The sequence below is a fragment of the Formosa sp. A9 genome (assembly GCF_051200825.1).
GTDB lineage: Bacteria > Bacteroidota > Bacteroidia > Flavobacteriales > Flavobacteriaceae > Formosa.
The window spans coordinates 2,431,457-2,455,884 of record NZ_CP195158.1 but is presented as its reverse complement, the minus strand read 5'-3'; the positions used below and the strand labels follow the sequence as shown (position 1 = coordinate 2,455,884).

At 37.2% G+C, this 24,428-nt stretch carries 12 protein-coding genes; all 12 read left to right on the top strand.

The features are described 5' to 3' along the window. Nucleotides 1–12 precede the first annotated feature (12 nt). The 12 genes from ACR9EA_RS10895 (at nucleotide 13) to ACR9EA_RS10840 (ending at nucleotide 24,375) form a co-directional block, all read left to right on the top strand. The gene (locus tag ACR9EA_RS10895; RefSeq protein WP_435132764.1) at nucleotides 13–771 is read left to right on the top strand and encodes a phytanoyl-CoA dioxygenase family protein; all 759 of its coding nucleotides are present in this window, start codon (nucleotides 13–15) and stop codon (nucleotides 769–771) included. Between the two features lie 74 nt (nucleotides 772–845). Continuing rightward, a complete protein-coding gene (locus tag ACR9EA_RS10890) occupies nucleotides 846–2,435 on the top strand; it encodes a sodium:solute symporter (protein WP_435132762.1) in 1,590 nt (529 codons plus the stop codon). A gap of 9 nt (nucleotides 2,436–2,444) precedes the next feature. Continuing rightward, nucleotides 2,445–3,320: a hypothetical protein gene (locus tag ACR9EA_RS10885; protein ID WP_435132759.1), complete on the top strand. Its 876-nt coding sequence runs from the start codon at nucleotides 2,445–2,447 to the stop codon at nucleotides 3,318–3,320. Nucleotides 3,321–3,516: 196 nt separating this feature from the next. Continuing rightward, the gene (locus ACR9EA_RS10880) at nucleotides 3,517–4,884 is read left to right on the top strand and encodes an MFS transporter (RefSeq protein ID WP_435132758.1); all 1,368 of its coding nucleotides are present in this window, start codon (nucleotides 3,517–3,519) and stop codon (nucleotides 4,882–4,884) included. A 102-nt stretch (nucleotides 4,885–4,986) separates the two neighbouring features. Then, nucleotides 4,987–7,110: an alpha-rhamnosidase gene (locus ACR9EA_RS10875; RefSeq protein WP_435132756.1), complete on the top strand. Its 2,124-nt coding sequence runs from the start codon at nucleotides 4,987–4,989 to the stop codon at nucleotides 7,108–7,110. A gap of 9 nt (nucleotides 7,111–7,119) precedes the next feature. After that, nucleotides 7,120–9,978 (top strand): glycoside hydrolase family 2 TIM barrel-domain containing protein, encoded by a 2,859-nt coding sequence (locus ACR9EA_RS10870; protein ID WP_435132753.1) that lies wholly within the window; start codon nucleotides 7,120–7,122, stop codon nucleotides 9,976–9,978. Nucleotides 9,979–10,116: 138 nt separating this feature from the next. Then, complete coding sequence (locus tag ACR9EA_RS10865; protein ID WP_435132751.1) at nucleotides 10,117–11,253, top strand: glycosylase; 1,137 nt, start codon at nucleotides 10,117–10,119, stop codon at nucleotides 11,251–11,253. A 127-nt stretch (nucleotides 11,254–11,380) separates the two neighbouring features. Beyond that, nucleotides 11,381–14,665 (top strand): glycoside hydrolase family 2 TIM barrel-domain containing protein, encoded by a 3,285-nt coding sequence (locus ACR9EA_RS10860; RefSeq protein WP_435132748.1) that lies wholly within the window; start codon nucleotides 11,381–11,383, stop codon nucleotides 14,663–14,665. Then, complete coding sequence (locus ACR9EA_RS10855; RefSeq protein ID WP_435132746.1) at nucleotides 14,665–18,045, top strand: glycosyl hydrolase; 3,381 nt, start codon at nucleotides 14,665–14,667, stop codon at nucleotides 18,043–18,045. The genes ACR9EA_RS10860 and ACR9EA_RS10855 overlap by 1 nt, the downstream gene beginning before the upstream one ends. After that, nucleotides 18,035–19,465, top strand: a complete 1,431-nt coding sequence (locus ACR9EA_RS10850) for a sialate O-acetylesterase (RefSeq protein ID WP_435132745.1) — start codon at nucleotides 18,035–18,037, stop codon at nucleotides 19,463–19,465. Before ACR9EA_RS10855 ends, ACR9EA_RS10850 begins: the two co-directional genes overlap by 11 nt. A gap of 106 nt (nucleotides 19,466–19,571) precedes the next feature. Next, the gene (locus ACR9EA_RS10845; RefSeq protein WP_435132743.1) at nucleotides 19,572–21,932 is read left to right on the top strand and encodes a DUF5703 domain-containing protein; all 2,361 of its coding nucleotides are present in this window, start codon (nucleotides 19,572–19,574) and stop codon (nucleotides 21,930–21,932) included. After that, nucleotides 21,919–24,375 carry a pectate lyase family protein gene (locus ACR9EA_RS10840; RefSeq protein WP_435132741.1) on the top strand — a complete coding sequence of 819 codons (2,457 nt, stop codon included), beginning with the start codon at nucleotides 21,919–21,921 and terminating at the stop codon, nucleotides 24,373–24,375. Before ACR9EA_RS10845 ends, ACR9EA_RS10840 begins: the two co-directional genes overlap by 14 nt. Nucleotides 24,376–24,428 lie beyond the last annotated feature (53 nt).

The following is a 24,428-nucleotide window of genomic DNA, read 5'->3' as shown; positions in this document are numbered from 1 at the left end:
ATACCAAATGTTATGAGTACAATATTAAGTAACGACAAATTAAAACAGTTCCAAGAAGAAGGATTCTGTTTAGTAAAAGACGTGATTTCTCCAGAAATGATAAAACGTTTACAAGACGAATGTCAGCGATTTATAAAAGAAAAAGACGAGGAAATGGATCGTAAAGGTGTTGAGGTAGACGAAATTAACCATAAAGGAAAACGTTACTTTATAGCCCTGCGTTATAAGGATAGCGAGACCATGAAAGACCTGATTTTTGGTAAGGAATTAGAAGAAATTACGCGTAAGATTTTAGGAGAAAACGTATACTTGTTTTTAGAACAATTTGTAGTAAAAGCAGCCGATAAGGGCATGACATTCTCTTGGCATCAAGACTCTGGGTATTTAGATTTCGACCATAAACCATACTTGTCTATTTGGCTACCATTAGACGATGTGACCGAGGAAAACGGAACCGTTTATATGTTACCGTACAAAGATGCTGGTACCACAGCTAGAATAGACCACACTCTACAAGAAGGTACTAACGATAAAATAGGATATTTTGGAGATAACCCAGGTATTCCAGCGGTGTTAAATGCTGGCGATGTGGCGTTGTTTTCAAGCACGTGTTTCCATAGAAGTGGTTCTAACAAAACAAATAAATCCAGACGTGTATTATTAATTCAGTATTCTGCAGAACCTATTTTAAAGGATGGTAAAAAACCACTATATTGGGCAGAACCATTTATAGAGAATGGAGAAAATGTAAGTGCACATAACGTGGTTTAAATTTTTCTATTCTCCCTAATAATTAACTACTAACTAATTTCTGGATGTGCCAGCATCCAGTAAAGACATAATTAATGAATATATACGAGCAACTAGAACTACTAGATTTTGCTATTGTAGGCATTTATCTTTTAGGATTAATAGCAATTGGAGCTTGGATAAGTTTTAGTTCTAAACGACCAAGCGATGAAAATTATTTTTTAGCAGGTAACTCTTTAAATTGGACCAGTATTGGTTTTAACATGTGGGGCACAAATGTAGGCCCCTCTATGTTAATAGCTTCGGCTAGTATAGGTTATACAACAGGTATTGTAGCTGGTAACTTTTCGTGGTATGCCTTTGTTTTTATTTTTTTATTGGCCATAGTTTTTGCACCGCGTTATCTTGGTGCCAAAGTACAAACCTTACCAGAATTTATGGGTAAGCGTTTTGGCGATTCTACTCAAAACATCTTGGCTTGGTATACCATAGTTACGGTTTTAATAAGTTGGTTGTCCTTAACGTTGTTTGCTGGAGGTGTATTAATTCAGCAAATTTTAAACTTGCCCATGTGGTCTTCGGTGGTTTTATTATTAGTCATTGCTGGTTTTTTTACTATGGCTGGCGGACTTAAAACGATAGCCTATACCAATGTTATTCAAATGGTACTCCTTATAATAGTTTCCTTTGCCTTAATGTGGGTTGGGTTAGATCGTGTAGGTGGGGTAGACGGTTTGGTTAGTAATACACCTTCTAACTATTGGAATTTGTTTTTACCAGCCGACGATAGTAGTTACCCATGGACAGCAATTGTGCTGGGTTACCCAATTATGGGCGTTTGGTTTTGGTGTACAGACCAGTCTATGGTGCAATCGGTTTTAGGCTCTAAAAGTATAGAACAGGGGCAGTTAGGCGCAAACTTTACGGCGTGGTTAAAGATTATAGATTTACCGCTGTTTATTCTACCAGGAATTATGTGCTTTGTGTTGTTTCCAGATTTAAACAATCCCGATGAAGCTTACATGACTATGGTTACAGAATTATTCCCTACGGGAATGCGAGGTTTGGTTATGGCTGTTTTAATTGCTGCTTTAGTTAGTACCATCGATTCGGCTTTAAATGCTCTTGGCACTGTGTTTACTATGGATATTTATGTGAAAAAAATTAAACCTACTGCAGGGCAAAAACGAATTGTTCAGGTAGGGCATATGGTTACCGTTGTAGGTGCTATCTTGTCTATTTTTATAACATTAGCCATTAATAGTATTAAAGGATTAAATTTATTCGATGTTTTTCAATCGGTTCTTGGTTTTATAGCACCACCTATGTCTGTGGTGTTTTTATTTGGTGTACTTTGGAAAAAAACGACAACAAAGGCAGCCAATTTCATTTTAATATTCGGTACCTTATTAAGTCTTTCCATTGGTGTTTTGTATTTATGGGTATTTCCAGATGCACCTAATGCAACCGATAAATTTTGGCCTCACTTTTTATTGTTATCCTTTTACATATTTGTGTTTTTATCTTTTGTAATCGTGTTTATTTCTTTATTAGATAAGAATAAAAATACCAACACAAATACATTAAGTTATGTACCAATTAAAGCAACTCCTAAGGTGAAATTACTTTGGGGAGCACTAATTGTTACTATGATTATTTTATATATAGTTTTTAACGGACATTAATTTTTGAACATGATAAAAAATACCAACAATGGCAGTAGTAATGCGCCCAGTTTGCGTATAGATATAAATTACAATACCTGCGATGATTTGCCGTCTTTTTCGGAAGGGCCAACAGGTAGCGATAAAGTAAAACATGACGCTATAGCGCAGGCCGGTTTTCAGGGTATTCAGGATGGAAATCCCGAATTATGCAAGGCATTAGGTTTAGAATTGACAGCACATGCCAGAATTAATAAGGTTGGCGATTTAGATCCATTGATGCCCATCTGGAAAAACGGAAATTATAACTGTGCGAGTATTCATTTAGGGTGGGGAATGGAATCGGATGCAGAAGTAGATCAATTGGTAAGTTACGTTTTAAATACCTCTAAAACATACGATTTTCCTATTTACATCGAAACCCATCGCGCGACCATTACTCAGGACATGTTCCGAACCGTTGAGCTAACCAAACGTTTTCCAGAAGTGCGTTTTAACGGCGATTTTTCGCATTGGTACACGGGTCAGGAAATGGTATATGGCGGCATAGAAAACAAATGGGATTTTATTCAGCCTGTGTTCGATCGTGTACGTTTTATGCATGGTAGAATAGGTAATCCAGGATCTATTCAGGTAAATGTTAAAGATGCAAACGAAAGTTATGTACAGCATTTTAAAGAAATGTGGAAACGCTCGTTTATCGGATTTTTAAAATCGGCCATTCCTGGAGATTATATCTGTTTTACTATAGAATTGTTGAAGGCTGAAATCTTTTATGAAAGAACGTTTTTTAACGAAACCAGTAAAGCTCAGGAAGAAGGCGACCGTTGGCAGCAGGCTTTGTTATACAAAGATATTATACAAGATTGTTGGGAAGCTGCTAAAAGAGAATTTGAAAATCTTTAATTAATTGAAAATTATTCGTTCTCACTTTCAGCGATTTGTCGTTTTTAACAGGTGGGTACAGGATGCAAATAATTAATAAAATCTTCAACTTCACAAAATTTCAAAAGAACAATATATACAGAAAGAGATAGCGTAGCGAGGTGTTTTTAGAAAAATGATATGAAGTGGAAGCACACTAAAAAAGAATAGCGAAATAATGGAACACAAAAAAGGAAGCTTAAAAAGTACTATAGCAGTATCGATTACCAATTATCTCGATGCCGGAGCAATTGTTGCTGGAGCCAGCGGGTTAACACTTTGGCAAAATTATTTAGGGTTAACAGAAGGCAATTTGGGGTGGCTTAATGCTATAAGTGCTAACGCTTTTGGTGCTGCTTTAGGCGCTATTATAGGTGGTTTTCTTGCCGATAATTATGGGCGAAAAAAAATCTACACCTACAATATGTTAGTCTACATGCTAGGTGTAGCCATCATTATGTTTACGGTAAATTTCCCGATGCTGTTACTTGGTTTTTTAATTACAGGTATTTCGGTAGGAGCGGGTGTGCCTGCGTCGTGGACTTACATTTCCGAAAATTCGGAAGTTAGTAATCGTGGCCGTAACATGGGAATTTCTCAATTTGCATGGGGTGTTGGTCCAACCATTATTTTACTTTTAGGCATGTTGCTTGCGCCTGGTAAGGATGATGCTTCTGCTGGTGTTTTGTTTGGTTTTGTAAAAAATATGGCAGGTATTTTTATTGGTGAGAACGCGAGTGTAGAAGCTGTTAATGTATTTAGTAGTCGCCTTATTTTTGGTTCGTTATTTATAGTAGCTTTTATTGCTTGGAATCTTCAGCGAAAGCTTAACGAGTCGAAAGACTGGGAAGCCGCCAAAAAATTACAGGATACTAAAAAACAGCCTAGTGTGTTTGCTTCGTTTGGTACATTATTTACTAAAAAGGTTAATATTCGCACCATGCTCTTTTTAGCAGGAATTTATGTGACATGGAATATGGTTGCTTCTGTTATGGGCTTTTTTCAGCAGCATATTTATGAAACTGCTGGCGGACTATCTAACGAAGAAGCTAATATGGTTTCGGCTATACAATGGCTTATAATTATTGCGGTAACGTATTTTGGTTTTTCTATGTTTGTCGATAAAGTAAATCAGCGTTGGTTATATTTTATTGGTACCACCATAGGTATTGTTGCTTGGGGTATTCTTATTTTTATAGGAATAAAAAATTATATTGCTTTATGGGCGTTTACCATTCTTTGGGGTGTGCATGCTGGTATAAGTGTACAAGCCTTTTATGCACTCTGGGCTTCAGAGCTTTTTCCTGCTAAATATCGTGCAGCAGCTCAAGGCATCATGTTCTTTGTGGTTAGGGCTATAGCGGCAATATGGGGATTCGGATTTGTATTTATATACGGAGAAAACGGCGAAGGTTTTCACACCGCAGCCAATGTTATGATAGGCTTACTAATTGTTGCATTAATAATAGGCACAATTTGGACGCCAAAAACCCAAGGGAAAACATTAGAACAAATTACAGAAGAAAGATATGGAGACGATATTTAAAAAACGTCTTTATGAAAGAATTATAAATGATTGTATTAAAGATTCAAAATACTTAAAACGGGTAACCATAAGTTTTGATTCTTTAATCTAAAATTAAAACAAATGGATAACGCATTTTTACCAGATACTACTCCAACTTGGATTTGGTACCCTGGTGATTTCGAAATATGGTTAAGTAATAAAATGCAAGTGCGCCGTACCGAGCGCGAAGCTGTTTTTCCGCCGTTGTGGCGCTATTACAGTCCGTATCCGTTAGTAACTTTCCAAACCGAAGTCGATATACCTGAAGACGATGATATAAAAATATACTCCGAAGGACCCTTTCAACTCTTAATAGATGGTATTCAAATTTACGGTCAGCCAAAGTCTATAAAAATTCCGGCAGGCAAGCATAAAATTTCTTTTAAGGTTTATAATCAGGAAGTGTTGCCAGCCATTTTTATTCAAGGCAAATACATTCAATCCAATACGTCATGGAAGGTAACCAACGAAGATAAACTTTGGATAGACGAAACTGGAACGGCACAGCAATCGGGGACACCTTGGGTATCTGTTGGCTCGTGGAATTTTAATACGCCAGACCAAAAACCTTCAGAATTTCAATTGGCAACCGAGCCTTGGAGAGCCAAAAATGTAGAGAAAATTAATGAAGGGGAGTTGATTGATTTTGGTAAAGAAACCTTCGGCTATATTCAATTTCATGGTTTAAAAGGACATGGAAAACTCGCTTTATATTACGGCGAATCTCGCGAAGAAGCTTTAGATACCGAAAAGTGCGAAACTCTAGATAATTTAGAGTTCGATGGTAATCAAGACAATATTTATACTTTAAAAGGATCTAAAGCCTTTCGATTTGTGCAAGTGCAAAAAGATGCATCGTTGGAGTACGATTCCATTTCGATGCTTTACGAATATTTGCCTTTAGATTATCGCGGAAGTTTTACGTCTTCCGATGAGCTATTGAATCAAATTTGGGATGTTTCGGCATATACCATGCATTTAACGACAAGGGAGTTTTTTATAGATGGTATTAAACGCGACCGTTGGATCTGGTCTGGCGATGCTTACCAAAGTTATTTAATGAACTATTACTTGTTTTTCGATTCGCCATCTGTCGAGCGTACTTTGGTCGCCCTTCGTGGGAAGGAGCCTGTAACGGCACACATTAACACCATTATGGATTATTCGTTATATTGGTTTGTGGGTGTTTACGATTACTATCTGTACACAGGCGACACGAAGTTTATAAAAACGTATTATCCTCGTATGAAATCCCTAATGGAATACTGTTTGGGAAGACGAAATAAAAACGGATTTTTGGAGCCTTTAGAAGGCGATTGGGTGTTTATCGATTGGGCAGACGGCTTACCAAAAACGGGAGAAGTAAGTTTCGAGCAGATGTTGTTAGTCAGAAGTTTGGAAGCGATGGCGGTAAGTGCTGAAATAGCTGGAGAATCAGAAGATTATAAAGCATATAAAAATTTAGCCGAAGATTTAAAAACAAAGTTATTCGACATATTCTGGGATGAAGCTGAAAACGTCATGAAGCACCAACGTGTTGATGGGGAGATTCAGAAAATGGTAACGCGTTATGCCAATATGTTCGGTATCTTTTTTAATTATTTTAATGAAAACCAAAAGCAAAGTGTAAAAGAAAAGGTGTTACTGAATGATGATATTCTCGAAATTACCACGCCGTACATGCGCTTTTTCGAGTTGGAAGCCCTTTGCGCTATGGGAGAACAGGAATTTGTTTTAAATGAAATTCGCGATTATTGGGGAGGTATGCTAAATTTGGATGCCACATCATTTTGGGAAAAATACGATCCCAAGCAAACAGGAGAAGAACATTTAGAAATGTATGGTCGCCCTTACGGAAAAAGTTTATGTCACGCTTGGGGTGCCAGTCCAATTTATCTTTTCGGGAGGTATTATTTAGGGGTAGAACCAACCGCTCCAGGATATGCTACATACGAGATTAAGCCTAATTTAGGAGGCTTAGAATGGATGAAAGGTAAAGTGCCTACACCTAATGGTAAAGTTGAATTGCACATTACCCCAAACGAAATTAATGTGAAGGCTTCAGAAGGCGAGGGGATTTTAATTATAAAAAGTGAAGCACAACCTGTATCAAATTATGGAGAAATGCAATCGATTGAGGCCAATAAATATCGATTAACTATTAATCCTAACATCGCATATACAATCAAATACAAAGCACTATAATTCTATATAATGAGTAATTTTATTAGCAAATTATCTTTTTTGTTAGCTCTAGTCGGATTTTCCGCTGTAGCGCAAAATACCGAAATTCAATATTTATCAGGTAAAGGATATCAAGATACCAAAGAATGGAAATTTAAAGTTTCTGATGGTAGAAAAAGTGGAGAATGGAGCACCATCAATGTGCCATCGGTTTGGGAGCAAGAAGGTTTTGGAACCTATCAATATGGAATCCGTTTTTATGGAAAACCTTTCCCAGATGGAATTGCAGATGAGGTAGGAGAATATAAATACACTTTTGAAGTGCCTAAAGAATGGGAAAATAAACGTGTTAAAATTGTGTTCGATGGTGCTATGACCGATACCAAAGTCCGTATCAATGGACGTTCTACCAGCGATGATGAGCATCAAGGAGCTTTTTATCGTTTTAAGTATGAAATTACCGATTTGCTTAAGTATGGTAAGAAAAATGAGTTGCATGTAGTCGTGAGCAAAGAATCTAAAAATGCGAGTGTAAACTTGGCAGAACGTAGAGCAGATTATTGGAATTTTGGTGGAATTTTCCGCCCTGTGTTTCTAGAAGCTTTGCCAGCAATACATATTGATTATACTTCTTTAAAAGCAGAGGCCGATGGTACTTTTGAAGCAAATATATTTTTAGGAAGCGGAGCAAAAAATACGGATGTAGAAATTACGGTTTTAGATGCCAACGGAAAACGTGTGGGGTCTAAAATGAAAAGCAGTGGAGTAAACGGAGCCGATAAAATTCACGTGTCTGGTCAATTTAAAAATATCAAGCAATGGACTGCGGAAACTCCAAATTTATATACAGCAGAAATCAAGTTGTTAGAAAACGGAAAAGTAGTACATCAACTTACCGAAACCATTGGTTTTAGAACCATTGAAATTCGTAAAGGTGATGGAATTTATGTAAACGGGCAACGTGTGTTGATGAAAGGTGTCAATCGTCATAGTTTCTGGCCAGAATCGGGAAGAACTTTAAATAAAGAATTGAATTATGCCGATGTACGTTTGATTAAAGAGATGAATATGAATGCAGTGCGTTTATCACATTATCCTCCAGATCCAGAGTTTTTACAAGCTTGTGATGAGTTAGGTTTGTATGTGATGGATGAATTGGGTGGATGGCATGGACATTACGATGATGCTGTGGGTAAAAAGTTAGTAAAAGAAATGGTTACGCGAGATTTAAACCATCCGAGTATTATTTTTTGGTCTAATGGAAACGAAGGTGGTTGGAATACCAATTTAGACAATCAGTTTGATGTTTGGGATTTACAAAAACGACCTGTTTTGCATCCACAACAGGAACATAACGGTGTAGAAACCATGCATTATCGTTCGTATGGAGAGACTTTAGAATATTTCAGAGATGACAATATTTTTATGCCTACAGAATATCTTCACGGATTGTACGATGGTGGTCACGGTGCTGGTTTTGATGATTATTGGGAAGTCATGCGTAAACATCCTAGAAGTGGTGGAGGTTATCTTTGGGTATTTGCCGATGAGGGAATTGCTCGTACCGATCAAAATGGAAGAATAGACAACCAAGGGAATTATGGAGCCGATGGAATTGTAGGGCCACATCACGAAAAAGAGGGAAGTTTTTTCACCGTAAAAGAAGTATGGTCTCCTGTAATGATTATGGAAAAACCAGAATTAGCTGCTGATTTTAACGGAACATTTACACTAGAAAATCGTTACGATTTTACCAATACCAATACCTGTACTTTTGAGTATGAGTTGGTGAAATTTAATTCGCCATTAAATGGAAAATCGAACCGAAAGACATTAAAAAAAGCTTCGGTAAAAGCACCAAATATTCAACCACACGGAAAAGGAAATTTACAATTAAATCTACCTAGCAATTGGAAAGATGCTGATGTGTTGTATGTAAAAGCCATCAACAAAAACGGAAAAGAATTGTGGACTTGGGATTTTACTTGGGACAAACAAATGGATGAAAAACCAATAGTAAAAGGAAAAGCTAATTTAAGCGAAACTGCTTCTTTTTATACCTTGTCTGCTGCTGGGACTACCGTGAAAATCGATAAATCTTCTGGGAAATTAGTAGAAGTGCAACAAAAAGGAAATACCATCAGTTTGGCTAATGGACCTAAAATAATCATGGCTCGTAGAGGTGATAGAACTCTGGATGGAACCATCGATCCAAAGTTCTTAAAAGGAGAAGATCGTATTTATAAAGAATTTGCTTGCTGGGATGAAGAGGTGAATTGTTCAGAAAATTTATTAAATATTTCAGCCAAAGAAGTAGATGGACATGTAGTAGTAGAAGTCAACTACCATGGAATTCTTCAAAAAGTGGTTTGGACGATGAATGCTGACGGTTTAATTCAGTTAGATTACGAATACGAGTACAATGGAGTAGTCGATTTAGCTGGTGTGTATTTCGATTATCCTGAGGAAAAAATGAAAGCTAAAAAATGGTTAGGAGATGGGCCTTACCGTGTGTGGCAAAACCGAATTAAAGGAACTACGTTAGATATTTGGGAAAACGATTATAATGATCCAATTCCGGGAGAGTCGTTCAATTATCCTGAGTTTAAAGGGTATTTTAACAATTGGCAATGGGCTGAATTTACCACGGAAGAAGGAAATATTTACATCGAAAATAAAGGTACAGATACTTATTTAGGGGTGTATTCTCCACGTGATGGTCGCGATGCATTGTTATATACTATTCCAAGTACAGGAATTGCAGTGTTAGATGTAATTCCACCAGCAAGAAATAAAGTGAATGCTACTGATTTAGTGGGGCCTTCATCGCAACCAAAATGGTTAAGCGGATTGCAAAAAAGATCGGTGTACTTAAAGTTTAAAAAATAAGTTGATTCTATATGGAGTTCGTCAACCTGAACTTGTTTCAGGTTCGCATTTAATTTGTGACCTCCAGTATTATGGGATTCCGAAATAAATTCGGAATGACATAAAACAATCATTAGATATTAAAAATAACATCAACCCATGAAAACAAAACATATTCTTCAAATTACATTAACGTGTTTGGTATTTGTTGCGATCGCATCTTGTTCTTCAAAAATGAAAAAACGAGAAATTACCGATGCCGTAATGCAAGAAATCTACGAAGAAATAAAAACACCTTACAAATACGGCATGGTGATGGTGCCAACTGACAATTCCTATAAGATGGACTGTCCGAGTATCTTTAAAAAAGATGGTAAATGGTATATGACGTATTTAATTTTTGAAGGTCGTGGTTACGAAACATGGTTGGCAGAAAGTGATGATTTATTACATTGGAATCACTTAGGAAAAGTGATGTCGTTCTCAAAAGATACTACGGAATGGGATGTGAATCAAAAAGCGGGATACATTGCGTTGCAAGATCCCACTTGGGGCGGTTCTTATGAGTGGAATACTTATGATGATAAATATTGGATGAGTTATTTTGGTGGAAATACTACAGGGTACGAAGCAGGGATTTTATCTATGGGAATGGCTTATACAGATGAATTGCCAACCAAACCCAAAGAGTTTAAACGTTTGCCTGAACCTGTTTTACGTCCCAATGACGATAAAGCAAAATGGTGGGACAATAGCACCATGTACAAGAGTTCGGTAATTCGCGATGTGGAAAAAGAAACAGGTCACGAATTCATCATGTATTACAACGCGCGTGGCGATAGTATCAATCCAGCCAAAGGAGCGGAGCGTATTGCTATGGCGGTTTCTAACGACATGAAAAACTGGAAGCGTTATGGTGATGCACCATTAATCAATCATCATAGAGGAATTTCTGGCGATGCCTACATTCAACGTATTAACGATACTTGGGTGATGTTCTATTTTGGAGCGTTTTGGACAGGTTGGGATCAGGGAGCATTTAACCGTTTTTCCGTTTCCAACGATTTAATCCACTGGAAAGATTGGGAAGGCGATAATTTAATTGAATCTTCTGAACCTTACGATGCTCAATTTGCTCATAAATCGTTTGTGGTAAAACACAACGGTATGGTGTATCATTATTATTGCGCGGTGAATAAGGCAGGACAGCGTGGTATTGCCTTGGCAACATCAAAAGATATAGGAAAAAGCGATTTGCATTTTGTGGCACCACCTGAAGATGAAGAAAAAAAATGATTGTTGCCCTGAATTGTCACTGAGCGAAGTCGAAGTGTTATTTCAGGGTCCATCGCAATAGGTCACAAATTATGAGATGCCGAAACCAGTTCAGCATGACAACAACTGAATATTTTAAAATAGATTGATGAATAAAAACATTAGTTTCATATTATTTTTAATAAGTAGCATTTGGTTTGCTCAAGCACAAACGGTTACTAACGAGCCCGCAGGAATTCCTGAACCAGTAAAAAAATATAGTTACACACCTTGGGAAAATCCTTTAGTCACCAGTGTAAACAGGCAACCTTCTAGAGCAACATCTTATTCCTATAAAACCGTAGCGGATGCCTTGGAAGGCAACCGAGAAAAGAGCCGTTTTTTGTCATTAAATGGCGAATGGGATTTTAAATATTCGGTAAACTTAAATGAAGCGCCTAAAGATTTTTATAAAACCGAAGTTCAAGCTTGGGATAAAATTGAGGTACCATCCAATTGGGAGTTAAATGGCTACGATATCCCTATCTATAAAAGTGCGGTGTATCCGTTCCGACCAATCAATCCGCCTTTTGTACCAAAAGATACTAATGGCATTGGCTCGTATCAAACGAAGTTCAAAATTCCGAAAGAATGGAACAAAGATATGACGGTAACGCTTCATTTTGGAGGGGTAAGTTCAGCTTTTCAAGTATGGATCAATGGTGAGTTTTTAGGCTATGGAGAAGATAGTTGTTTGCCTTCGGAGTTTAATATTTCTCCGTATGTAAAGGAAGGTGAAAATGTGTTGTCGGTACAAGTGATGCGTTACAGCGATGGGGTGTATTTGGAAGATCAAGACCATTGGAGGTTGAGCGGAATTCAGCGTGAAGTTTTTGTAATGGCCGAACCTAAATTGCGTATTCAAGACTTTTTCTATCAAACCAAATTGGATAAAGAATACAAAGATGCAGTGTTTCAATTACGTCCAGAATTGGAAAATTTAACAGGTGATACCATCAGAAACGCCTCTTTTGAATATCAAATTTACAACGATAAAAACGAAGCACTTTTTGAAAAACCTATTGATACTTTAGCCAAAGCTATTGTAAACGAAAGTTACCCAAGATTGGACAATGTGCGTTTTGGTTTCTTCGAAAAAAAGATTGAAAATCCCAAAAAATGGAGTTCCGAAGAACCGAATCTTTACACTTTGGTGATGACTTTAAAAGATGAAAACGGTACTATTTCCGAAGTCAAATCTTGTAAGGTTGGTTTCCGTGCTATCGAGTTTTCAAAGGAAAACGGTAAGTTGTTAATCAACGGAAAGAAAACATATATTTATGGCGTGAATCGTCACGACCATCATCCGGTTCGTGGAAAAGCCTTAACACGCGAAGATATTGAGCAAGATGTAAAAACCATCAAGCAATTCAATTTTAATACCATCAGAACGAGTCATTATCCTAATGACCCGTATTTCTACGATTTATGTGATGAATACGGTATTATGGTAATGGACGAAGCCAATTTAGAAACTCATGGTATTGGTGGAATGTTAAGCAATAATCCAAGTTGGACTCATGCTTATGTGGAACGCATGACCCGAATGGTAGAACGCGATAAAAATCACCCAAGTGTAATTATGTGGAGTTTGGGGAATGAGTCGGGCAAAGGTCCAAATCATGCAGCGATGGCAAGTTGGACTCGCGATTTTGACATTACCAGACCCATTCATTACGAACCTGCACAAGGGAATCCGAGGTTAGACGGTTATATTGATGAACGCGACCCAAGATATCCCTCAACAGGAGACCATTCGCATCGTTTTGAAAATCCGCAGGACGAGCCTTATGTCGATATGGTAAGTCGTTTTTATCCAGGAGTGTTCACACCCCAATTTTTGTTAGATAATAAAGCTGATACACGACCTATTTTGTTCGTGGAATATTCGCATTCTATGGGGAATTCTACAGGAAACATGAAAGAGTTTTGGGATGAATTCAGAAGGTTACCTCGAATGATTGGTGGTTGCATTTGGGATTATAAAGACCAAGGTATAGCGGTTATAAATAAGGATATTCAAAAAGCTTATTTTGCTTATGGTGGTGATTTTGGCGAAGTTCGTCATGATGGGAATTTTTGCATCAACGGAATCGTAGCTTCCGATGGACGACCAAAAGCAGCCATGTACGAAAACAAATGGGTGTATCAACCAGCAACATCATTTTTAAATGGTAATCAATTAACCATTAAGAACCGTCAGGCAACACAGTCTTTATCGGTTTATGTTCCTGTGATTACAATTTTAGAAAACGGAAAGGTTAAGAAATCATACGAGTTAAAACCTTTGAATATTAAAGCAGGAGATGAAACGGCTATTGACATTCAAAAGTATCTTCCTAAAATGTCATCGGATGCGGAGTATTTCTTAAATATTGAATTTCAATTATCTGAAGATAAACCATGGGCAAACAAAGGTTTTGTGGTGGCTACCGACCAGTTTTTAGTAAATAAAAAGGAAGTGTTTGAGTACACTTCAAAATCAAAAAATAGATTAAAAGTGGTAGAGTCAAGTGCTGATTATCAAGTAAACGGAGAGCATTTTAATATCACATTTAATAAAGAAAATGGAGCGTTAAATTCGGTTGTTTTTAAGGGTGAAGAACAAGTATTTACTCCGTTGTTACCAAGCTTTACACGTCCATTAACTGATAACGACCGTAAGGGTTGGAAACCTCATAAAAATCTAAAACAATGGTATGATAATGAACCAAAACTGATTTCTATAAGCAGTGAAAGTTCAGAAAATGATGTGGTGATTGTTTCAAAATACGAAATGATAAAAGACAGTGCGAGTGTTAACATTACTTACCATGTGAAACCTGATGGAGTTATAAAAGTTGATTACCAATTAAAGGCTTCAACTGAGTTGCCAAACATTCCAAAAATTGGCATGCAGATGGGAATCAAAGACGATTTTAGACAAATTTCTTGGTACGGAAAAGGCGAGTTGGAAAATTATATCGATAGAAGTTTTGGTTTCCAGATAGAGAGCTACAGTTTGTCTTTAGATGATTTTATGGAGCCTTACGTTATGCCACAAGAAAATGGAAATCGCACCGAAGTACGTTGGTTGGCAAGTACTACTAAAACGAAAAATAAAGGGATTTTGGTAGTCGGGAATCAACCTTTGAGTATGAGTGTTTGGCCGTATACTGAAGACAACATCAATGAAGCTAAACATACTTACGATTTAAAAGAATCGGGATATTTAACTTTAAATATCGATTTGATTCAAATGGGAATTGGTGGTAACGATAGTTGGTCACCCGTTGGTGCCCCGATGGAAAAATATCAAATTCCGTCTAAAAATCACGAGTATAGTTTTTACATCACACCGTTTCAATCGAGCCAATCAGGATTAGAAAAAACTTTAGAAAAATTTAAGTATTAATGCGTTTTAAGTTCAAGCATATCGCTATTCTTTTGGTGTTTTTTGCAGTTTTATCATGTAAAGAAAAATCGCAAGAATCAGCAACTTTTTTTCAACCGACCGAAGATTCAGCAAAACCATGGGTGTATTGGTATTGGATGAAAAGTGCCTACTCTAAAGAAGGGATTACAGCCGATTTGGAAGCTATGAAACAAGCTGGCATTCGTGGTGCGTATTTAATGACCATAAAAGGACCGGGAGACGAACCTTTAATGAATCCGCCAGTGATTCAATTAAGTAAAGAATTCTGGGAGCTGGTGCGTTGGGCATTGCAGGAAGCCGACCGATTGGGTGTAAAAATAGCGTTTCATCCTGCGGATGGTTTTGCAGTAGCTGGCGGACCATGGATTACTCCAGAAATGTCCATGCAAAAAGTAGTTTGGACAGATACTGTAGTGAATGCCTCTGCTTTAAAAAACTTAAAATTACCAGTTCCAAAGCATTATAAAGATTATTATAAGGACATTGCAACTTTTGCAATTCCTGTCGAAAAAGCGTTTAAAACTTCAGTAGAAGTGCAGTTAAAAGTGACTACTTCAAACCTTGAAAATGCTGATTTTTTAAAGGATGATTCTACAGAAAGCACACAATTCAGAATGCGAGAAGCAGGTTATATTCAGTATGAATTTAGTGAAGTTTTTGATTGTAAATCCATTCAAATTGAAACTCAAGGAAATAATTATCAAGCTCACCGTTTATTAATTGAAGTGAGTGATGATGGTAAAAACTTTAAAAGTTTAGGACGATTAGAAACCCCGCGTTCGGGTTGGCAAGATACCGATGCTTTTTATACGCACAGTCTTTCCGCGAAAGCAAAATATTTCCGATTTGTTTACAATCCTGAAGGTTCGGAACCGGGAGCCGAAGATTTGGATATGGCAAAATGGAATTCTTATTTAAAAGTTACTAAAATCATCCTTTCTGAAGAGCCTTTAATCGATAATTATCAAGGAAAATCAGGTGCTGTTTGGAGAATTAGTTCAAGAAATAATGCAGAACAAATTCCAAATTCTGATTGTGTAAATACTGAACAAATGGTGAATGTTTCTCAATTTGTTGATGAAAACGGTGTTTTAAACTGGGAAGCTCCAGAAGGTAATTGGCGAATAATGCGTTTTGGTCACACCTCTACAGGTCACGAAAATGCTACAGCAGGTGGCGGTCGAGGTTTGGAAGTTGATAAATTTAATGCCGAGGCAGTACGTTTTCAGTTAGACCATTGGTACGGTGAAATGCGACGTGTGGCAGGAGAAGATTTGGCGAGTAAAGTGGTGGAGATTTTACACATGGACAGTTGGGAATGTGGAAGCCAAAATTGGTCGCCCGTTTTTCGAGAAGCTTTTAAAGAAAAACACGGTTACGATATTGTGGACTATCTGCCTGTAATGGCTGGGATTCCGTTGGATTCTGCTGAAAAATCAGAACAAATTTTATACGATATTCGTAAAACCATTACCGAATTAACAGCTGAAAATTTCTTTGGGACCTTAAAAGAAGAAGCAATAAGAACAGGGGTGAAATTCAGCACCGAAAATGTAGCTCCAACCATGACGAGCGATGGTTTGTTGCATTTTAAATATGTTGATTATCCGAGTGGTGAATTTTGGTTTAGAAGTCCTACGCACGATAAACCCAACGACATGTTAGATGCCATTAATGGCGGACATATTTATGGTCGTGATATTATTCAAGCCGAAGCATTTACGCAACTTAGAATGGATTGGGACGAGCATCCAGGGAATTTAAAAACCATGGCCGATAGAAACTATGCCTTGGGAATTAACCGCTTTTTCTATCATGTGTTTATGCACAATCCGTGGTTGGATAGAAAACCAGGGATGACCTTAGACCCGATTGGGACGTTTTTTCAACGTGACCAAACTTGGTGGAAACCTGGAAGTGCATTTTTTGAGTATTGTAAAAACGTTCAGTTTCAATTACAAAAAGGAAAACCGGTGATAGATTTCGCAGTATTTACAGGCGAGGAAATTCCATCGCGTTCGGTGTTGCCAGATCGGTTAGTACCTTTTATGCCGAATGTTTTTGGAGCAGAGCGTATCGCTTCAGAAAAAGTTCGATTAGCGAATGAAGGACAACCATCGGCAAGAATGCCAAAGGAAGTAAAATACACTAAAAACAGCACCGATTTATCACAATGGGTAAACGCTTTAAATGGCTATAAATACGATTCGTTTAACAGCGATGTACTATTGAATGCCGAAGTAAAAGACGGAAAAGTGGTGTTTAAGGATGCGTTAGCTTACAATTTTTTGGTGTTTCCAGATGCTAGAAAAATGATGCCAACCAATATTTTATCCTTGGAAGTGGCCGAAAAAATGGTGGATTTGGTAAAAACTGGTGCTACCATTTTTGTGGGTGAAAAACCAACCGATATGGCCAATTTAAAAACAGATAAATTCAAATGGAAACAGTTGGTTGATGAATTATGGTCTGAAACAAATAAAAAGCAATGGATGTTGGGCAAAGGAAAAGTGATTCAATTACCTTATTTAGGAGCGAGTTTTTCAGACTTAGGTTTAGAACCAAATGTGTTGGTTGATGAAGCTATAGCTTGGACTCAACGTGAATCTTCCGGTGAAGGTATTTACTTTTTATCCAATCAAAAAGAGGAGAAACGAACATTGGAAATATCGTTTAGAGTTGAAGGAAAACAACCTGTGTTGTATCATCCTATTTCAAATGAAACTACGATTTTAGAAAATTGGAAAATAGAAAACGGACGAACCATTATTCCGTTACAGTTTTTACCAAACGAGGCTTATTTCATCATTTTTAAAGATAAAACAGATAAAAAATCATCAACAGGAAACATCAACTGGTCATCTTATAAAACGGAAAAAGTATTGGATGAAAATTGGATACTTCAGTTTGATCCTGAATTTCACGGCCCTTCAAAAGCAATGGAAATCAATACACTTTTTGATTGGACGACTTCAGAAAATGATAGTATAAAATACTATTCTGGAACAGTGAGTTATTCCAAAATAATAGAATGGAATTCAGATAAAACCAACAATTTATATCTCGATTTTGAGGAAGTGAATTGTATCGCAGAAGTGATGGTAAACGGAAAAAATTGTGGTGTGGTTTGGACGTATCCGTATCATGTAAACATTTCCGAAGCGATAAAACAAGGGGAAAACAATATAGAGATAAAAGTCACGAACACTTGGGCAAATCGCTTGATAGGTGATGAAAAATTACCTAAAGACCAACGATTGACTTGGACAACCGCTCCGTTTAGACTGGACGACAGTATGATGGTAAAATCTGGACTTTTAGGAAGTATTCAAATTAAAAAGAAGACGAATGAAAAATAGAATAGCATTAGTTATAGTATGTGCCTTTAGTATATTGAGTTTACATGCCGAAATTAAATTACCAGCTTTGTTTAGCGACAATATGTTGTTGCAACAAAACATGGAAACGCCTATTTGGGGATGGGCAGAAAAAAATGAAGTCATCACTATTTCTACATCATGGGATGCTAAAAGTTATGAGGTGAAAACCGATAAACAGGGACAGTGGAAAACCAACATACAAACCCCAAAATCAGGAGGGCCTTATATGATTATGGTTTCTAATGGAACTGAAATTAAAACAATAAATAATGTGTTGATAGGTGAAGTTTGGTTGTGTTCTGGTCAGTCCAATATGGAAATGCCTTTAAAGGGCTTTCCTGGTCAACCCGTAAAAGGAGGTAACGAAGCGATAGTGCGTTCACAAAATAAAAACATTCATTTTATTACTGTTCCAAGAACTACGGTGTTAGAGCCGAAAAGTGATTTTGAAGGACAATGGGAAGTAGCATCGCCAAAAACGACGGGTAATTTTAGTGCGACGGCTTGGTATTTTGGTTCGTTATTGCAAGAGGTGTTACAAGTACCTGTAGGTTTAATTCACGTGTCGTATGGAGGTTCTAATGTGGAGGCTTGGATGAATGAAGAAATGTTGAAAGATTTTGATTTGGCTTTGGAATTACCAAAAAAAGAATCCGATTTAAAAAGCAATCCAAACCGAGTGCCGACAACCTTATTCAACGGTATGTTATCGCCTGTCATTGGTTACGGAATCAAAGGTGCTATTTGGTACCAAGGAGAATCTAATTACGAACGTCCGTTTCAGTATAAAGACTTATTCAAAAAAATGGTGACTTCGTGGCGAACATTATGGAATCAAGGTGATTTCCCGTTTTACTTTGCTCAAATTGCCCCGTTTGATTATGCACGTTTTCATCCGAACGATAATAAAGAAGCATACAATTCAGCTTATTTAAGAGAGGCACAATTAAAAGCTTCAAAAACTATTGAAAATTCAGGAATGGCGGTGTTGTTGGATGTGGGTGAATTTGGAAATATTCATCCTGCCGATAAGCAAAAAGGAGGTGAACGTTTAGCGTATCAAGCTTTGGTAAAAACTTATGGATTTGAAGGTTTTGAATACGAAAGTCCAGAATTTAACGCCATGGAAATAAAAGGAAGCACGGTTACGGTATCGTTTAACAATGTACCTAACGGTATTACAGCTTACGATAAAGAAGTGACTGGTTTTGAAATTGCGGGAGAAAACAAAGTGTTTTATCCGGCACAGGTTCAGTTACGAAGAAAATCAGTAGTGCTTTCTGCTCCCCAAGTGGAGAAACCAGTTGCCGTTCGTTATTTATTTAAAGATTTTGTAAAAGCTGAAATTTTTAGCACAGGTGGTTTGCCAATGTCATCGTTTAGAACGGATGATTGGTAGTATGAAAAGTAGCAATTTGTCATTCCGAACGAGGAACGAGGAGGAATCTCATAATTATGGGATTTCTCGTCGGTCGTCCCTCCCTCTGTCGAAATGACAAAGTTAAATGAAAATAAAACTGAAAATATTTAGAGTGCAATTAAAACTTGAAACATACCGAATATTAATTGGGATTTTATTGATGTCTTTTTCAGTAAAAGCACAAATCCCTGCGCTCAAAAATTACAATCAAATTTGGACGACACAAAGTAAGAACGCCTCTGAGTCGATGCCTTTAGGCGGTGGAGATATTGGTTGTAACGTGTGGGTGGAAGATGGAAAACTGTATGCGTATATTTCAAAAAGTGGCACTTTTGATGAACATAATACCCTGTTGAAATTAGGTCGTATAAAAGTGGAGTTAACACCCAATCCATTTGAAGAGAATCAAGGTTTTAAACAAGAATTGCATTTGGAGGATGGCTATATTTTAGTATCTCAAAATGATACAAAAGTGAAATTATGGGTAGATGTCTTTCAGCCTATCATTCATATTGATGTGAAAAGTAAACAGGCGTTGGAACTAAAAGCTTCTTACGAAAGCTGGAGATTTAAAAACCGAAAAGTAGAAGGACGAGCTAATAATGCAAATTCTTACAAATGGGCTCCGCAAGGTGATATTATTACCTATCAAGATTCTATCAATTTCAACGAAAATATAGTTCAATTTTATCATAAAAATCGAGAACATACGGTGTTTGATGTTGTGGTAAAACAGCAGCAAATGGAATCGGTAAAAGACCAGATGATGAATCCGTTAAAATACCTCACTTTTGGAGGTGTGTTGCAAGGAAAAAACATGATTCCGGCAGGAACTTACAATGGAATTTATCAAGACACCGATTTCAAAGGTTTTAGTTTAAAAAGTAAAAAACCGAGTAAAATACATCAAGTAAACGTGTATTTACATACGGTTCAAAATGAAAATATTGATGTATGGAAAAAGGAACTAAACAACTTAACAGCATCGTATAAATCCCAAGAAAAAAACACAAAAGTATGGTGGAATAACTATTGGAAAAGAAGTTTTATTTATACCAATGCTAAAAACGATTCGGTAAATCAAATTGGGCAAAATTATCAATTGTTTCGTTATATGTTAGGTGTAAATGCCTACGGAAAATATCCAACAAAATTTAATGGCGGTTTGTTTACGGTTGACCCTGTTTACACCAAAGAAGACCACAAATTCACTCCTGATTTTAGGAATTGGGGTGGTGGAACTATGACCCAACAAAATCAACGTTTGGTGTATTTTCCGATGTTTAAAAGTGGTGATTTTGATATGTTACCATCGCAATTGGATTATTACTTAACGCTTCAAAAAAATGCGGAGTTGCGTAGTCAAGTATATTGGAACCATAAGGGAGCCGCTTTTACGGAACAATTGGAAAATTTCGGTTTACCAAATCCTGCTGAATATAGTTGGAAAAGACCTAAAGATTACGACCCCGGCATGCAATACAACGCATGGCTGGAATATCAATGGGATACCGTTTTTGAGTTTTGTAAAATGATGTTGGAACAACAAGAATATGCCCATGTTGATGTGAAAAAATACAACGGTTTTGTATTGAGTTGTTTGCGTTTTTTTGACGAACATTATCAATATTTAGCAAAAAAACGTGGTAGAAAAGCTTTGGATGCTAATGGTTATTTGGTATTATACCCAGGTTCAGTGGTAGAAACTTACAAAATGGCCTACAATGCCAACAGTACCATTTCCGCTTTAAAAGTGATTAGCGAGAAATTATTGCAAGTATCTTCAAACGATTTGACCGCAGAAGAAGTAGACTATTTGAGAGTCTTTCAAAAACGCATTCCACCATTAAATTTCAGAGAAATCAACAATCAAAAAGTATTATCGCCTGCCAAATCATGGGAACGCATTAACAATACCGAAGCGGCTCAGTTGTATCCTGTGTATCCTTGGAAATTATATGGTTTGGGTAAACCCGATTTGCAAGTGGCTCAAAACACTTATTTTTTAGATGAAGACTTGCTGAAATTCCGAAGTCATGTGGGGTGGAAGCAAGATAATATCATGGCAGCCAGATTAGGATTGACCGATGAAGCAGCAAAATACACCTTATTAAAAATGGCAAATTCCGAAAGACGTTTTCCTGCTTTTTGGGGGCCAGGGTTTGATTGGGTGCCCGATCATAATTGGGGCGGTTCGGGAATGATAGGCATGCAAGAGATGTTATTGCAAGAGGTGGATGGGAAATTACTGTTGTTTCCCGCATGGCCAAAACATTGGGACGTTCATTTTAAGTTACATGCCAAGGACAACACCACAGTTGAAGTGAAATTGGAAAAAGGAGAAATAAAGACTCTAAAAGTCACCCCAGAACATAGAAAAAAGGATGTTCTAAACCTGTTAGAATATTCGTTAAACGATAAAATAAATTTAAATGAGACGAATTAAGCACACCTTAAGCTGTTTATTTTTATCAACAGCAGCACTAGTAAATGTGCAATGTCAAAGCACCAAAAAAGCAGAAAAGCAAACCGTAAAAGTCGATTTTGATTTTGCTGGAAGACGTTTATCCGAAGTTCACGATCCATTGTATCAACCGTGGGTGATTAACGAAAGTGAAGAAGCAGAAAACACGTTTGATGGTATTTCTATAAAACTAAAAGGAAATTTAAATTCCAGTTGGGTAAAAATCGGGATGAGTGCTCCACATTATGCACAATTGGTGAGCGATGGTTTGGTGAGTAAAACACCTGTAGAGTTTACCATTAGCGGACTGAAAGTGGGAGAGCATTCATTACAAACCTTTCATAATACTTTCAGTAATTTAAGAGGGCGAACCGTGACTCCGATTAAAATTTATTTGAATGATGAATTGGTTCAAACTTTAAATCAAAGTAACAGAGCGTTTTCAAAAGTTGATGCAGCAACAGCTTATTTAACGTTTAAAGCTGAAGCGAATAAAGATGTCGTGCTTCGTTTTGAAGGAGAATCAGGATTTGATATTTCAGAATTTGTCATTAACGGATTTGAAATCGATACACCCGATTTAAAAAAACAAGCACACTCTCCTTTTCCAGAGCAAGCAGATGAACATGTTGAGGTTGATAATCGGTTGAATTTAACATGGGAATCGCCAGAAGGCACTTCTGCATACCACGTTTATTTTGGAACGGATAAAGAAACAGTGAAAAATGCTGATGTTTCAAGCGATGTCTATCAAGGAAAACAAACAGAAAAACAATTTTCAGTAAACGATTTGTACAGCATGAACACGTATTACTGGCGTGTGGATGCTGAGGATGCGAATGGAAAAATAACTCAAGGAAATGTATGGTCGTTCAAACCAGCACAATTAGCATTTCCAGGAGCTGAAGGTTACGGACGTTTCGCTATTGGTGGTCGTGGCGGAAAAGTGGTTGAAGTTACCAATTTAAATGATGATGGACCAGGAAGTTTCCGTGAAGCCGTGACCAAAGATATTGGACCAAGAACCGTAGTGTTTAATGTTTCTGGAAATATTGAATTAAAATCGAGATTGGTTATTGGGCATCCTTATATTACGGTGGCAGGACAAACGGCTCCTGGAGAAGGGATTACTATTAGTCGTGCTCCTGTAGGATTAACTGGCGATGACGGGATGGTTCGTTTTTTAAAGGTACGTATTGGTTCAGGAACTACTTATGATGGTATGGGTTTAACCGGTGCCGATTATAGTATTATCGACCATTGTTCGATTAGTTGGACGATTGATGAATCGTTTAGTTCACGAGGAGCACATCATATTACTTTGCAACGTACTCTAATTTCAGAAGCTTTAAATGTGGCTGGTCACGATAAATACGAAGCAGGTAAAATGCACGGTTATGCGGCTACAATAGGAGGCGATATTGGGAGTTTTCATCATAATTTGTTAGCTCATAATTACGGACGTAATTGGAGTATTGGTGGTGGACTGAATGGTGATGGTTATTATTCAGGACGTGTAGATATTAGAAATAATGTTGTTTATAACTGGGGAAAACGTGTTACCGATGGTGGAGCACACGAGGTGAATTTTGTAAACAATTATTACAAACCAGGAAAATCATCTAAAGTGTTTTATGCCTTAAAAGCACAGCATGAAGGTGTTGGTAAAGGAAGTCAGCGTTACTATTTCAACGGAAATGTGATGCCAGGTCATTTTGATGAAAACAATCAAGAGAAAGGACGAATTTCAAAAATTACCAACAATGAAATTGTAGATTATGAAACCTTTGTTGATGAGCCTTTTTTTCCATCGTATGTAAACACCCAATCGGCTAAAGCAGCGTATAAAAATGTCTTGTCAGATGTAGGTGCAAGTCAACCTTATTTTGATTATCACGATCAACGTATTATTAACGAAACCTTAAAAGGAACGTATACATTTAGAGGAAGTAAATCTGGTTTGCCAGGAATGATAGATACCGAATTGGATGCTGGTGGTTTTCCAGAGTTTGCTAGTGAAAGTAGACCAAAAGATTGGGATACCGATCACGATGGTTTACCAAACTGGTGGGAAGAAGCCAAAGGATTTAATATCAATTCAGAAGTAGGCGATTTTTCAGAGTCAAATAATGATGATGATAAAGATGGATTTACCCAATTGGAAGATTATTTACATTGGATGGCTCAACCGCATTATTTTATCGAAGAAAGCGAAAACTTGAAGTTGACTATTTCAGACTTTTTTAAAGGTTATGAAAATGAACCTGTGTACAGCGTTTCCAATGTAGACAATGGAAACGTTCAACTAAATGATAATACACTAGAATTTAAAGCTTCGTCAAAAGGTTTTGCATCTTTCAAAATAGCTGTAAAAGATGCTGATGGTGATGAGATGACAAGACGTGTAAATTTATTTATTAAATAGTAGCGTGTCACCCTGAACTTGTTTCAGGGTCTCACCTGAAAATGGCGATTTGT